This window comes from Bacterioplanes sp. CLAM21, from assembly GCF_059641015.1.
Window position 1 is genome coordinate 485,042 of record NZ_CM184929.1, and the last position, 14,213, is coordinate 499,254.

The following is a 14,213-nucleotide window of genomic DNA, read 5'->3' on the forward strand; positions in this document are numbered from 1 at the left end:
AACGCACTACTCAGCCTCTAACTGCTCTGTTAGTTCCATCCACTGCATTTCCACTTCTTCCAGCTCGCCCTTAATCTGACCTTGCTCTTGCAGCAAACGATTGAGTTCATCCTTACGCTCAGCGTCGTACAGGCCGTTATCGGCCAGCTGGGATTCAATATCGGCCAGCCGGCTGCTGAGCTTTTCCATCTGCTTTTCAGCCGCTTGCTGTTGCTTGCGGATCGGCGCTAGTCGCTGTCGGCGTTCGGCCTCCAAGCGTTTTTGCTCTTTGCGATCGACGCTGGGCGATTTTGCTGCAGGCGCTGGGCTATGGTCATCGCCCTGGGCCTGATCACGCTGTTGCATATAGTGGTGATAGTCGTCCAGGTCGCCGTCAAAGGCTTGCACCTGGCCATGGTCGACCAGCCAGTATTCGTCCACCGTGGCTTTAAGCAAATGGCGATCGTGGCTAACGATGACAATGGCGCCGGCAAAGTTTTGCAGCGCTAGGGTGAGGGCCTCGCGCATCTCGATATCCAAATGGTTGGTCGGCTCATCGAGAATCAGCAGGTTAGGCGTTTGCCAAGCGACACAGGCCAGCGCCATACGGGCTTTTTCGCCGCCGGAAAACGGCGCAATGACTTCCAGCGCTTTATCGCCATGAAAGCCAAAGCCGCCGAGAAAATTACGAATTTCCTGCTCACTGGCCTGGGGTTTAAGACGTTGCAAAATGGTCACACCAGAGGCGCTGGTATCGAGGGATTCCAGCTGGTGCTGGGCAAAATAGCCCAAGCGCAGGTGCTCGCCTTCGCTGCGCTCACCGCTGAGCATCGGGATTTCCTGGCACAGGGTTTTGAGCAGGGTCGATTTACCGGCACCATTGGGGCCCAGTAAACCAATGCGATGTCCCGGCTCTAACGATAATTTGCACTCTGGCAAGATGGCTTTGCCGTCGTAGCCGAGGCTGGCGTGATCAATGGCCAGCAGCGGGCTCGACATCTTGTCATAACATGGGAATTCAAACCGGAAGGGCGAATCGACATGGGCTGGTGCGATCAGCTCCATGCGCTGCAGCTCTTTTAACCGGCTTTGAGCTTGTTTGGCTTTACTGGCCTTGGCACGAAAGCGGGCGACAAATTTTTCAATTTCTGCCACACGGGTTTGCTGCTTTTCATACAGGGTTTGCTGCTGTGCGAGTTTTTCCGCACGAATGCGCTCGTAGGCAGAATAGTTGCCCGGATACACCGTCAGCGCTTGCTGGTGCAGGTGCACAATATGATCGGCGACACCGTCGATAAAATCGCGGTCGTGGGAAATAAACAGCAAGGTGCCGCGGTAGTTCTTTAACCACTGTTCAAGCCAGACGGTGGCTTCTAAATCCAAGTGGTTGGTAGGCTCATCGAGCAGCAGCAAGTCTGAGGGCATCATCAAAGCCTGAGCCAGATTCAGGCGAATACGCCAGCCACCAGAAAAGTCTTTGACTGGGCGTAGCAAGTCGCTTTGGCTAAAGCCCAAGCCATGCAGCAGTTGCTCGGCCCTTGGCGTGACTTCATAGCCCTGATGGTGGTCCATCTGGTCGAGCCATTTGGCCAACTCATTGTCATCGCTGGCGTTGGCAATGCCCTGTTCAATGCGGCGATAATCCTGGTCACCGTCGATGGCGTAATCGAGAGCGCTGCGCTCGCTGGCCTCGACTTCTTGGGCCATATGGGCAATGCGCCACTTGCTCGGCAGCAGTAAATCACCGCCATCGAGGCTGAGTTCGCCATTAAGTAAGGCAAACAAGCTGGATTTGCCGGCACCGTTGGCGCCGATTAAGGCCAGCTTTTGGCCATCGTGAATACGTAAGCTGGCGCCATCGAGCAGTGTTTGCACGCCGCGCAGCAGGGTAACCTGATTAAATTCGATCATAACCGTGGAGATGAAAAAAATGCCGCCGAAGTGTGCCACAGATACGCTGGATAACCCACTGTGGCAGTACGCAGTCGGTATTTATCGTCATGATCCAGTTCAGCAGGCCTTGTTGCAGCTGCAAGACGAGCACGGCGCCGACGTATTGTTGTTATTAACTCAGTTATTCCAGCACAGCCGTGGCCAAGGCTGGCCTCAGCAAGCATTGCCAGAACACTACCTGCAGTGGCGTGAGCAAACAGTCGTGCCTCTGCGGCGGATACGGCGTCAGCTGGACAAATCATTAGCGCTTAGATCGCGCCTGCAACAGCTGGAAATTGAAGCCGAGCAGCAAGGGCTGGCGTATTTATGGCAGTGGTTACTGTGCTCAGAAACGTTTGATGGCGAGCTGGGTGTTGCGGGGCAGGTGGGCTGCCAGGCCAATGATGACCTGGCGGTAAAGCGTATTAACGACTTATTCGTCGTCGCCAAACAAACTGGCGATTGAGCCACTGCCGTCATGTTTTGGCGTGACTTCAGCACTGGCCGGCTCAGAACTGGTCTGTGCAGGTTTATCCGCCGTGGCTGGCTGTTCGTTGTTGGCAGACTGGTCGACGCTTGCAGGCTTTGGCATTTCTACCTGGGCTGGTTTAGCCGCTGACTCAATAGCAGCGCTTTCCGTACTCGGTGCGACTTCGGGAATCAGCGTGGGCTGAACCACAGTGCTTTCTACAACAGCTGGCTGGCTGCTGAGCGCCGCTTGCTGAGCGTTATTGTTGTCAGCCGTGCTTGGCGCCTGAGTGGCTTGCTCTAATTGACTTGGTGCTGACTTAGCGGCTGGTTTGGTAGCGGTCTTTTTAGCAGCGGGTTTTGCAGCTGCCTTAGTGGCGGTCTTCTTAGCTGCTGGTTTCGTAGCGGTCTTTTTCGCCGCAGGCTTTGCAGCAACTTTGCTAGCGGTTTTTGTTGCGGCAGTTTTGCTGGCCGCAGGCTTGGCTGCTGTTTTAGTCGTCGCTTTGGCCGCTGCCGGTGTCGCGGTGGTTTTCTTGGCGCTAGCTACCTTTTTGGCCGCTGGCTTAGCGGTACTGGCCTTAGGTTTAGCGGCCGTGGTTTTTTTCGCTGGGGCTTTGGCAGCAGCAATCGGTTTTTTAGCCGTAGATTTCACTGCTTTTTTCGCTGGAGCTGCTGTGCTGGCAGTTGTTACTTTTTTGCTTGCCGTTTTTGCTGTGGCCGCTGTCGTTTTGCTGGCTGCTTTTTTGACCGCAGGCTTAGCAGTGCTGCTTGCCTTTTTCACCGCAGGTTTTGCCGCCGCCACTTTTTTGGCTGGGGCTTTGGCTGTGCTGGCTGAACGAGCGGGTGAAGCTTTGGCTTTGTCTTTACGCTCTTGCTCGCGCTCAATGACTGCAATGGCTTTTAATACAGCGGTACGTTGTTTTTCTTCGGCTTTCAAAGTGGCCAATTCAGCCTTGGCATCAACCAGCACTTGTTGTGCGGCGTCTTTTTCTGCCTTCGCCAGTTCCCAGCGTTGGCGGGCATTGTCCAGCTGGCGTTCGCTGGCGGCGGTCTTTTTAAGCTTGACCTTGGCGCTGGCTTTTTGCCGTGCTTCGGTGGCTTTTTTAACCTTTTCCATCGCTCGCTGTTTGGCAGTTTCTGCCTTAGCAACGGCTTTTTCGGTATCACTTAACTGCTTGTCCCGAGCCTTTTCCAGCTTGCTTTGCAGTGCGGCGATATCCTTTTCCAGTTGTTGTACTGGCGTTAAAGCAGCCGCTTTCGGTTTGCGGGCAGTTGTCTTGCGAGCAGTTGTTTTTCTGGCGGTCGTCTTCTTCGCGGCGGCCATAGTGATACCTCTGTGCTGTCGATAAACGATGTGGGCATTATACGAAAAGGGCAGCATTCCTCTATGGACGAATCAGGAATCCTGCCATGTTGCGGCAGAGGATAGCGCATCCGTGCTGTCGTTGGCTGCTACTAATTTCTGTGCAGTACCATCAAGCCAAGTTAATAAGGGTTGCCAATCGGCACCATCACGCTCTTTGGCGTCTTCTAAGTCGACAATACCGTGACCATGTTCACTGGCGCGCACATAAAACTGGGTATCACGCAGTGACGTCAGAAAAGGAATTTTTAAACTATGTAAAAATCGCTCTAGTTTGGCGTACACCAAGGTATTTTTGCGCACGCGGTTGGCAACGACAGCCAGTGGACGTGGATGCATGCGGTAGGGATGTGACAGCATGACGTCACGAATAAAACCGGTGGCGGCACGAATATCGATGGCAGAAGGAATCACTGGAATTACCAATACATCACAATGTTGAATCATATCGGCTAGGGCTTGTCCGTGTAGACCTGCAGGTGTGTCCATCACCACTCGGGTGGTATTGGCAGCGACGCGCAGACTCCAGCAGCGAGTACTGAGATGGGGCTGGTGTTTTTTAAACGCGGCAATGCCTTCAATCGTTGGTAAATGTGGGTTGCGTACCGCCAGCCAATCGATGGCGGAGCCCTGTGGGTCGTAATCGACTAAGGCGGTTTGATAGTGCTTAGCAAAGAAACTGGCTAGGTTGGTTGCCAGTGTCGTTTTTCCACAGCCGCCTTTAGCATTGGCCACCATCACCCTAACGGGCGCGGTATAACCAATTACTCTGGCATCGGGGCGAAATATTTCAGCATCAGACGGTTCCGTCATACATCACCTGGCTGTTCAGGGGATTGTGCTCAGCGGCGAACATAGCCGCTGTGCTTCCAGCCAGTACAGCATAGGTTATACTGCGCCATGGTGGTAATTGTGGGATTCGGTCAATGAAAATGAAGAGTAAGGTGCGTTTGGGATTTATGGTTTTGACCGTCGCCGCTGCTTTAATGGGCCCTTATCTGATGAGTCGTTATTTGAACTCCGGTAATAACCAGACCTATGTACCGATTAACGTGATATCTACCGACGAAACCCGGCAGACCTATTACAAGTGGCAAGACGATAATGGCCAATGGCATTTTGGCGATGAGCCACCAGAGGGAGTCACCTTACATGAGGTGAAGATCGACACCGCCGCCAATATCTTGCAGCCTGTTGCAGTGGCTAAAAAAGACGTAGAGAAGTCCGACAGCAAGGCGGCAGTACCGCAAAAAACCTTACCACTACCAATGACGGTCGACCCTGAAAGCGTGAAGGATATGATGGAAAAGGCCGAAAATGTGCAGAATCTGATGAATGAACGTAACCAACAGCTGAAGGAAATTCCTTAGGCTGCCTTTACTGCAGGGTAAACACTAAACCATTGGCCCCGGCTGCAAAGTAACTGCCATTGTTAAAGGCGACATCTTCAATCACCACGCTGCGGTTGATCCAACCGCTACGCTGCTGCGCATGCCATTGCTTTAATTGTTGGCCGCTGCTGACGTCCCACAAGGTGATTTGTCCTGATGTGGTGCCGGTTAATAGTTGGCTGGCGCCGTTATTAAAACGCGCAGCACTAAAATAGCCGCGGGTATTGCCCAATTCGTGCAGTAGCCGACCCGAGGCTACGTCCCATAGTTTGCCAGGGCTGCTCATGGCCGACGTAAATAGCAAGCGACCATCGCCTGATAGCTGAGCAGTACGTACCTGATTAGGGTGCTCAAACTGCTGCTGAACCTCGCCCGTTTGCAGATTCCATACCCGTGCCTGTAAATCATCACTGGCACTGGCGGCCAGTAGTCCCTGGTCGCTGAGGCTGACGTCGTAAACGATGCCGTCATGGGCCAGACGGCGCAGGATGCCGCCATTTTTTATATCGAATAGCGTGGCGGTGTAGTCTTGCATGGCCAGCAAAGCAAAGTCGCCATTGTTGCCTACGGCGATGTCTTCAATGTCTCCCGGAGCATTCCAAAACCAAACGGCTTCGCCGCTGTCGACTTGCCATAACACTATGGTGCGCAAGTCTGTGGTAGCGACATAGCGATCGTTAGCAGAAAACGCTGAGCTGGTCAGGTTGCTGTAGCCTTCGGCCACATGGTTCCAATCGTAGCGGCGCTCAAACGGTTGCAAAGTCCACAGGCTGCCGCCGTGATGCAGACTGCCGACCATTGCGCTGTTGCCGTCATGGGAAAAGCGAATGGAATAGGCGCCCTGGCGGGCCACTTCCTGGCTGGCAGTGGGTGGTTGGCCTTGCTGACAGCCAATCAGCAGGGTGCTGGTAAACAGCAGAACAACAGGGAATGAAGAAAAAGAACAGCGGCCACCTGAGTGTGATGGCCGTTTAGCTTGAATTGCCCTGTTGCTCAACATACTCCATCCCTATCGTATTGAGTCGCAAGCTGCGGGCAGAGATTTATTCGGTCGCAGTCTCACGATGAATATTGTGCAGTTTCTCGATTAATTGATCTTCCAGTTCGAAGCGCTCTTCCAGTACTTCGCCAATGCTGGATAAATCCTGCGGCAATTTTGCCAGATCATCGAGACAGCAATGCTGATCATAGGTGTCATTAAAATCGACACAACGTGTGGTCAGCTCGTCTAAGCGAGGTACCAGCTCACGCGCTACATCAAGGCCGCCATCGTCATACTCTTTGGCTTCGTTAATTAGCTGCTCGTAAATTTCAAAGTGTCCGACTGAGCAATAATCAACGATGGACTCACATAAACGGGTGATGGCCTCGCCCAGATTATAGTCATTGGCGAGCGGCTGGCAGGAACTGAGCCCATAGTACTGTACGATCAGTTGCTGGCGATCGTTCAGCCACTTGTCGATTAAACGGTGAACGCCGCCCCAGCGTTCTTGTGCGGTTTTGCAATTCTCTAACATAACGTGCCTCATTGCCGGCCGTGAATCTGCGGAGCAGTGTGTCCGCGCATGGCATCAATATATGTGGCAGAGAAATGTAGGTGCAAGTACAGAAAGGGATTTTGTTGATCTGAGCAATGACTGGCTTATTCTGTCGCGCCCCTTAACCGCTGGTCTGCGCCAGGCAGTTAAGGGTGTTGTGCTCACTGCGCTTTAACGATGACGAAGCTTGAACAGCCAAAGGGCGACTACGACTGCGACAAAACTCAGTTAAGGGTGTTGTGCTCACTGCGCTTTAACGAACAGCCAAAGGGCGCTCACGACTGTGGCAAAATCTGGTGCTTTAACGGCGGCGAAGATTGAGTGCCAAAGCAGCGCCAACGACAGCGACAAAGCCGGCGTACCACAAGCGTGTCCATTCCGGCATGCTTAGCCCCCACAAGCTCCAGGAAATCTCTGCGCAATTACCGTCGCCCTGTAACATGATTTTTAACAGTTCAGACAGTGGCAGGGTATCCATCAGGTAGTCAAAGCTCGGGCCGCAGTCGGGCACCTCGTCTGCCGGAAGATTTTGAATCCAGATATGGTGATCGGCGCTCCACAGGCCAAATACTGACGCCGCCAAGGTAAAGGTCAGCGTTGCCAAACGCCAGCCAGGGCGATGACGGGCCAAAAATACCGCCAAACAGCCCAGCCCAATCAGCAAAAAGGCCAACCGCTGAACCATGCACAATGGGCAAGGGTCCATGTAGAGGTAGTATTCAAAGTAATACGCCGTTGCCAGCAAGGTGGCGCAAGTGATGAAGCCTAACAGGCCGGCGCGCCCTAGCCAGAGCGGTGATTGAAAAAACTGAACAACAGGGTGTGAAGGCATAAAACGATATCCGTCCAATGGCGAGTTGCGTCGCGAGTTTAGGGCTTGTGGCAGCGAAATAACAGGGTATGGCAACCGTGCTGATAGCGATAGGCTAAAATTAGGACTCAAACCACACACGTGACCACGGTGAGTTAGTTCATAGGAGAGCCAATATGTTCCGCGCTGCCATGATTGGATGGATGCTGATCAGTCTGATGGGGGCTGCTGCCAGCTGGGCAGAAGACGAGCCGGAAGAAGAAGCACCAGCAGAGAACAAGGTCACTAAGTACATTCATTTGGAGCCGGCCTTTGTGCTCAACTACGGCAGTGAAGGTCGCATGAAATACCTGCGTACGGAAGTGGCGCTGCGGGTCAGTAGTACCGATGCCGCGTCGCGCGTCAGCCACCATAAACCCTATATTCGCAATAACCTGGTGATGTTACTCAGTGCTCAAGACGGTGATGTGATGAATACCGCTCAGGGCCGAGAATCGCTGCGCAAGGTGGCGTTAGATGAAGTGCGGGCACTGATGGTACTGCTGGAAGGGTCACCCTATGTCGATGACCTCTATTTCAATAACTTTGTGGTACAGAACTAAGGGCCTGTTAGGGTACTTAAGCAGGCCCCTAGGGCTTTAACGCTTTTGATACTCGGCTAAAAACTGCGCAAATGGGCGGTCGTCGGCCGCTTCGATAGCGTACTGCTTTTCCCAAGATTGCTCGGCTTGTTGTTGCCAGCGCTGGCGTACTTCGGCCGCCAACGGCTCGGAAAGGGTTTTTCGATGCTGTAAGGCCTGCTGGCGGGTGAATTCACTGAACTCGAGTGACTGCTCACGCAAAGCGGCCAACACCTTAGCGGATGGCGTCAGTTCGCTATCGGCCAGCTTTAATAACTGCTGATTAAGGCTGTCGATATGGAAACTGTGGCCATTGGCGGCGTCCATCTGCTCAGCCAGTCCTCGCATGCCTTCCAATACCTCGCGACCCCAATCGACTAGGTTACGTTCACCACCAGCGCTTTCCAGTTGCAGCCCCGGCTTACGCCCTTCCATCAAGGCGGTTTGCTGATTGCGGCGAATGCGCCGATATTCGTCCATATCGATATCTGGGCTAGGTTGCAGCAAACACCAGGTCAGGAATACATCCATAAAGTGCATTTGCGGTACATCCAGCCCCAGTGGCAGGAAGGGGTTGAGGTCGGTGCTGCGCACTTCGATGTATTCAACGCCGTATTTATCCAGCGCTTGCAGCGGTTTTTCACCATTTTTTCCAACGCGCTTTGGACGAATATCACTGTAATACTCGTTTTCGATTTGCAGCAGGTTGCTGTTGAGCTGCTTGTAGACGCCGTCTGTGGTCTGTAAGCCAATGGCGTCATAGCGCTCAACCGGAATACTGACGGCCTTGCCGAGGGTATCGATATAACTATCGAGGCGGTTGTAACAGACGATCAAATCCGATTGCGCATCGTTTTGATAGCCCAGGTCACTCATGCGCAATGAGGTGGCGTAAGGCGCGTACAAGGTGTGTTGATGCAGGCGCTGGAGGTCGTGCTGTTTGCCATCCAGAAAGCTTTCACACAAGGCCGGTGAGGCACCAAACAAATACGACAACAGCCAGGAATAACGACGGAAGTTACGAATCAAGCCAAAATAACGGCTGGAAATATAATCCTGCAGCGGTTGTTGGTTTTCTTCCTGCTGCTGCAATAACGGCCACAGCTTATCTGGCAGCGAGAAGTTGTAATGAATACCGGCGATGCATTGCATCATGCGGCCATAGCGGTGCCATAAACCGTGACGATAGACATGCTTTAGCTGGCCAATGTTAGAGCGCCCATAATCGGCAATGGGAATGCTCATTTCACCCTGCAAAATACACGGCATGGAATTGGGCCAGATCATCTCACCGTTGAGCTGGCTGTAGGTATAACGATGCGCCACATCCAAATAGGCGATGGCCTCGTGTGCGCTGGCAAAGACCGGGGTAATAAACTCCAGCAGCGCTTCCGAATAATCCGTGGTGATGCTGTCGTGGGTCAGTGCAGAACCCAAGCCACGTGGATGCGGCTGCTGACTGATCACACCTTGGCTGTCACAGCGCAAGCCTTCTTTCTCAACACCGCGTCTCAGCTGAGTCAGCAGGGGTTGATGCTCTGGATGGCTGAGCATAGCCAGCCTTTGGTGATATGTGATCAAGGTCGCCTCGGTGTGGGAGTCGGAATCGGGAGATTATAGAGGATTGCGCTAGGCGCAGGTAAACCGGCAAATGGGCCATCTCAGTGGAACAGCCCATTGCCGTGTTAGCACCAGTGCTTATTTACGCTGTTTGGCGTTGGCAAAGGCGGCTGCCATGGCACCGGTCATGGCGCCACCCGCCGGGGCTGCACTGCGCTGTTTCGGCTGTGAACGGCCGCGACGATCCTTGTTTTGCTCACCTAGCGAGCGTTCATTAGCTTTTTCCAGGGCGTCGTCGCTCATGCGCATCGATAGACCAATGCGTTTACGTGGCACATCCACTTCCATCACTTTGACCTTAACGATATCGCCGGCTTTCACCACATCGCGTGGATCTTTGACGAAGGTGTCCGACAGCGCTGAAATATGCACCAAGCCATCCTGGTGCACGCCGATATCAACAAATGCACCAAAAGCGGCGACGTTGGTGATCACGCCTTCCAGCACCATATTGGGCTTAAGGTCTTTGATGTCTTCAACGCCGTCTTTGAACTCGGCAAACTTAAACTCAGGACGCGGGTCACGGCCGGGTTTTTCCAGCTCGCTGATAATGTCTTTAACGGTGATTTCACCGACGCTGTCGTCACTGAAGTCCGCCGCATTCACCGACTTCAACAGGCTGCTATCGCCAATCAAGCTGGTCACGTCTTTGCTGAACTGATGGGCGATTTTTTCCACTACAGGGTAAGACTCAGGGTGCACTGCTGACGCGTCGAGCGGATTGTCGCCGTTCATAATGCGCAAAAAGCCCGCCGCTTGCTCAAAAGCCTTAGGGCCTAAACGAGCGACTTTTTTCAGCTCTTTACGGCTGGGGAAGGCGCCGTTTTCGTCGCGGTAAGCAACGATATTGTTGGCCAAAGTAGCGTTTAAGCCAGACACCCGAGTCAGCAGCGGGGCCGAGGCGGTGTTAAGGTCGACACCGACCGAGTTCACACAGTCTTCAACCACGGCATCGAGGGAGCGAGCTAAACGTGATTGGTTAACGTCGTGTTGGTACTGGCCGACACCGATGGATTTCGGTTCGATTTTCACCAACTCGGCCAGTGGATCTTGTAAACGGCGGGCAATGGAGACGGCGCCACGAATGGTCACGTCGAGATCCGGAAATTCACGCGCGGCTAGTTCTGAGGCGGAATACACAGAGGCGCCCGCTTCGTTCACCATCACCTTTTGCACAGCTTTTAACTCGGGCTGGGCTTTGATCATATCGCCAACAAACTTGTCGGTTTCACGTGAGCCTGTGCCGTTACCGATGGCGATCAGCTCGACGCCGTGTTTGGCTATCATGGCCTTTAATACCGCGGCGGACTCGGCAAACTTATTCTGTGGCGGCGTGCAGTAAATGGTGGCGTGGTCGACCACTTTACCGGTGGCATTAATAACGGCGACTTTGACGCCGGTACGTAAACCCGGGTCCAGGCCCATGGTGACCTTGTTACCGGCTGGTGCGGCTAGCAGCAAATCTTTCAGGTTGTCGCCAAATACCCGAATGGCCTCTTCTTCGGCTTGCTCACGCAGCTGGCCAACCAGCTCGGTTTCTAGGTGGTTCAGCAGCTTGATGCGCCAGGTCCATTTCACCACCTCGGCCAACCAGCGGTCCGCAGCGCGACCTTGCTGCTCAATGCCGACGTGATCGGCAATCATGGCCTCACAAGGGCTGGCACTGGTTTTGTCTTCCGGATCACCGGTGACCAGGCTAATGCTGAGAATGCCTTCATTGCGTCCACGTAGCATCGCCAGGGCACGGTGGGAGGGCACATTTTTTAGCGCTTCGTCGTGCTCAAAATAATCGGAGAATTTGGCTCCGGCTTGCTCTTGGCCAGCCACCACGCGTACCGATACTTGCGCTTGTTGATGCATAAAGCGGCGCAGCTTAGCCAAAAGATCTGCGTCTTCAGCGAAGCGCTCCATCAAAATATAACGGGCACCATCGAGGGCGGCTTTGCTATCACCGATGTTGTGCTCAGTATTAAAAAAGGCTTCAGCCTCTTGCTCTGGGTCTAACGTCGGATCGGCCAGCAGCTTTTCGGCCAAAGGCTCAAGGCCTGCTTCAATGGCGATTTGACCTTTAGTGCGGCGTTTGGGTTTGTACGGTAGGTACAAGTCTTCCAAGCGGGTTTTGGTATCGGCGGTGAGCAGCTCGCGTTTGAGCTCGTCGGTTAACTTGCCTTGCTCATCGATGCTTTTCAGTATGGTTTCACGCCGGTCTTCCATTTCACGCAAGTAGCGTAGTCGCTCATCCAGTTGGCGCAGCTGGCTGTCATCCAGCGAGCCGGTGACTTCTTTACGGTAACGAGAAATAAAAGGCACGGTAGCGCCTTCGTCTAATAAGGCGACGGCAGCGTCAACTTGCTGGGTGCGAATACCGAGTTCGTCAGCAATGCGCTGGCCGATGGTGGCGTGACTCATAAACAAATACTCAAACAATCAAAAAAACAGCGCCGGAGTATAACCAAGGCAGGAAAAGCGGGGAAAGACGCCGGTCGCAATTCATACCCTGCTACCGGCTAACTGCGACTGCTGGGCTAATACCAGCTCACTGATAAAGTCAGCCACCACGCGAATGCGCGGCGAATGCGCCAGGTCGGCTTGAATGCTGAGGTAAATCGTCTGATCGATGCCCAGCTGCGTTTGCAAACAATGCAGGCCGGCGGCTTGGGCTAAAAAGTGCGGTAATACGGCAACGCCTAAACCGGCTTTGGCGGCTGCTACCTGAGTGGCGACGGAGCTGGTCAGTAAACTGAACTGAGCATCACTTTGCTGGCTCAGCCATTGCTTCATAAATTGAGCGGCGGGCAGATGATCATAATGCTCGTTCCAGCCAATGATTTGCTGGCGATTGGCGTTGTCGCTGTTGCCATAGAGGCCATAACCCAAGGTACCGAGCCGTCGCAAGGTGACGTGGCCGCGCTCTGGTCGCACCATGCGCAGAGCTAAATCGGCGTCACGACGATGCAGATTGACGGTGTTGATGTCGGTCACGATTTCTACGGTCAGGCTTGGGTATTGGCGCTGAAAATCGGGCAACGCCGGAATAATCAGATGGCTGGCCAGATTCTCCGCCGTCGCCAATCGTACATGGCCTTCAAGTTGGGTTTGCTGTTGTGCTTCCAGGCTGAACGCCGCCGCCGCGCGGGCCATGGCTTCGGCTTGCTCCAGCAAGGCGTCACCGTCTTCGGTTAAGCGATAGCCGGATTGCTGGCGAATAAATAGCGCCAAACCGAGGGCACTTTCTAACCGCTCTAGACGCCGCGACAGAGTGGCCACGCCGATATGCAATCTGGCTGCAGCAGCGGTCAATGTGCCGAGGTGGGCAATGGCGAGAAAGGCCGGAATATCATCCCAATGCCAGCTTTTTCCGATAGTGGAAAATAGGTTGTCAGTTTTGTCTGTATTTTTCATTTCGTGAGAGTGCCACGCTAGCACCCTTTTCCACAAGGCAGCAGGGGGAACGTTATGCAGCAGCGACACATAGGCCAACAGGGTTTACAGGTATCGGCACTGGGCTTGGGCTGTATGGGCATGAGCGAATTTTATGGCGCCAGCGATGATCAGCAGTCATTGGCCTTGATGCAGGCGGCGTTGGAGCTGGGTGTGAACTGGTTTGATACCGCCGATGCCTACGGTCCGCACCATAATGAGGCTTTAATCGGCCAGTTTTTAAAGGGCAATCAGCGAGCGCTGCGCATTGCCACTAAGTTTGGCATTGTGCGCCGCCCTGGAGAGTATCAGCGTCAGTTGGATAATCGCCCAGACTACATTCGCCAAGCTTGCGAAGCTTCGTTACAGCGCTTGGGAGTGGAGTGCATCGACCTGTATTACGTGCACCGGGTGAACCCGTTACACCCCATCGAAGACACCATGGAAACCCTGGCCGAGCTGGTCAAGCAAGGCAAAATTGCCCATATCGGTTTGTGTGAAGTCAGCTCCGACACCTTACGCCGAGCCCACGCCGTGCACCCGGTGACGGCGCTGCAAACGGAGTATTCGCTCTGGTGTCGCGATATTGAGCAAGACATCTTGCCGACCTGTCGTGAGCTGGGCATTGGTTTGGTGCCTTATGCGCCACTAGGACGTGGTTTTTTGACCGGTACTATGAATACCGCGACCGACTTTGCCGACGATGATTTTCGTGGCTCTTTGCCGCGCTTTCAGGCTGAGGTGCGCCAGCATAATTTGCAACTGACCCAGGGTATTGCGGCCATGGCGGCGGAAAAGCAGTGCACGGCGGCGCAGTTGTGTTTGGCCTGGTTGTTGGCACAAGGTGATGACATTGCACCGATTCCCGGCACTAGGCGGTTAAGTTATCTGCAGCAGAATGTGGCGGCTGCAGAGATACAATTGACGACCGCCGAGTGTCAGCGGCTCACGGCTCTATCAGATGGATTTACGGTGCAAGGCGAGCGTTACACGTCGGAGGGCATGAAAGGCGTGAATGCCTGATTTTCTTAGCGCATAAAAAAAGGCCGTCAGTGACGGCCTTTTTTTGTT

Annotated in this window: 13 protein-coding genes; 4 read left to right on the forward strand and 9 right to left on the reverse strand. The window is 53.8% G+C overall.

Annotated elements, in window-relative coordinates:
* Positions 1 to 6: 6 nt before the first annotated feature.
* A complete protein-coding gene (locus AC55FS_RS02300) occupies positions 7 to 1,890 on the reverse strand; it encodes an ATP-binding cassette domain-containing protein (protein WP_496934450.1) in 1,884 nt (627 codons plus the stop codon).
* A 19-nt stretch (positions 1,891 to 1,909) separates the two neighbouring features.
* Here AC55FS_RS02300 and AC55FS_RS02305 point away from each other — a divergent pair, with 19 nt between their 5' ends.
* Complete coding sequence (locus AC55FS_RS02305; RefSeq protein ID WP_496934451.1) at positions 1,910 to 2,377, forward strand: TIGR02444 family protein; 468 nt, start codon at positions 1,910 to 1,912, stop codon at positions 2,375 to 2,377.
* Here the strand turns inward: AC55FS_RS02305 and AC55FS_RS02310 are convergent.
* Positions 2,345 to 3,703, reverse strand: coding sequence for a hypothetical protein (locus AC55FS_RS02310; protein WP_496934452.1), 1,359 nt, complete (start codon positions 3,701 to 3,703; stop codon positions 2,345 to 2,347). The genes AC55FS_RS02305 and AC55FS_RS02310 overlap by 33 nt on opposite strands.
* 72 nt (positions 3,704 to 3,775) lie before the next feature.
* Positions 3,776 to 4,555, reverse strand: coding sequence for a nucleotide-binding protein (locus tag AC55FS_RS02315; RefSeq protein ID WP_496934453.1), 780 nt, complete (start codon positions 4,553 to 4,555; stop codon positions 3,776 to 3,778).
* A gap of 113 nt (positions 4,556 to 4,668) precedes the next feature.
* Between AC55FS_RS02315 and AC55FS_RS02320 the strand changes: the two genes are divergently transcribed.
* The gene (locus tag AC55FS_RS02320) at positions 4,669 to 5,112 is read left to right on the forward strand and encodes a DUF4124 domain-containing protein (RefSeq protein WP_496934454.1); all 444 of its coding nucleotides are present in this window, start codon (positions 4,669 to 4,671) and stop codon (positions 5,110 to 5,112) included.
* A gap of 7 nt (positions 5,113 to 5,119) precedes the next feature.
* Here AC55FS_RS02320 and AC55FS_RS02325 read toward each other — a convergent pair whose 3' ends face one another.
* The 3 genes from AC55FS_RS02325 to AC55FS_RS02335 form a co-directional block, all read right to left on the reverse strand.
* Positions 5,120 to 6,133, reverse strand: coding sequence for a WD40 repeat domain-containing protein (locus tag AC55FS_RS02325; protein ID WP_496934455.1), 1,014 nt, complete (start codon positions 6,131 to 6,133; stop codon positions 5,120 to 5,122).
* A 43-nt stretch (positions 6,134 to 6,176) separates the two neighbouring features.
* Positions 6,177 to 6,650, reverse strand: coding sequence for a sigma D regulator (gene rsd / locus AC55FS_RS02330; protein WP_496934456.1), 474 nt, complete (start codon positions 6,648 to 6,650; stop codon positions 6,177 to 6,179).
* Between the two features lie 322 nt (positions 6,651 to 6,972).
* Positions 6,973 to 7,503 carry a disulfide bond formation protein B gene (locus AC55FS_RS02335; protein WP_496934457.1) on the reverse strand — a complete coding sequence of 177 codons (531 nt, stop codon included), beginning with the start codon at positions 7,501 to 7,503 and terminating at the stop codon, positions 6,973 to 6,975.
* A gap of 155 nt (positions 7,504 to 7,658) precedes the next feature.
* On the opposite strand from AC55FS_RS02335, the gene AC55FS_RS02340 reads away from it, so the two are divergent.
* Complete coding sequence (locus tag AC55FS_RS02340) at positions 7,659 to 8,084, forward strand: flagellar basal body-associated FliL family protein (protein WP_496934458.1); 426 nt, start codon at positions 7,659 to 7,661, stop codon at positions 8,082 to 8,084.
* A 36-nt stretch (positions 8,085 to 8,120) separates the two neighbouring features.
* Here the strand turns inward: AC55FS_RS02340 and gshA are convergent, their stop codons facing one another.
* The 3 genes from gshA to AC55FS_RS02355 form a co-directional block, all read right to left on the reverse strand.
* Entirely contained in the window at positions 8,121 to 9,683 is a 1,563-nt protein-coding gene (gene gshA, locus AC55FS_RS02345) for a glutamate--cysteine ligase (protein ID WP_496934459.1), read from the reverse strand.
* A gap of 117 nt (positions 9,684 to 9,800) precedes the next feature.
* A complete protein-coding gene (locus tag AC55FS_RS02350; RefSeq protein ID WP_496934460.1) occupies positions 9,801 to 12,131 on the reverse strand; it encodes a Tex family protein in 2,331 nt (776 codons plus the stop codon).
* Between the two features lie 81 nt (positions 12,132 to 12,212).
* Positions 12,213 to 13,124, reverse strand: coding sequence for a LysR family transcriptional regulator (locus AC55FS_RS02355; RefSeq protein WP_496934461.1), 912 nt, complete (start codon positions 13,122 to 13,124; stop codon positions 12,213 to 12,215).
* 54 nt (positions 13,125 to 13,178) lie between these two features.
* Between AC55FS_RS02355 and AC55FS_RS02360 the strand changes: the two genes are divergently transcribed.
* Positions 13,179 to 14,165, forward strand: a complete 987-nt coding sequence (locus AC55FS_RS02360) for an aldo/keto reductase (RefSeq protein ID WP_496934462.1) — start codon at positions 13,179 to 13,181, stop codon at positions 14,163 to 14,165.
* Positions 14,166 to 14,213 lie beyond the last annotated feature (48 nt).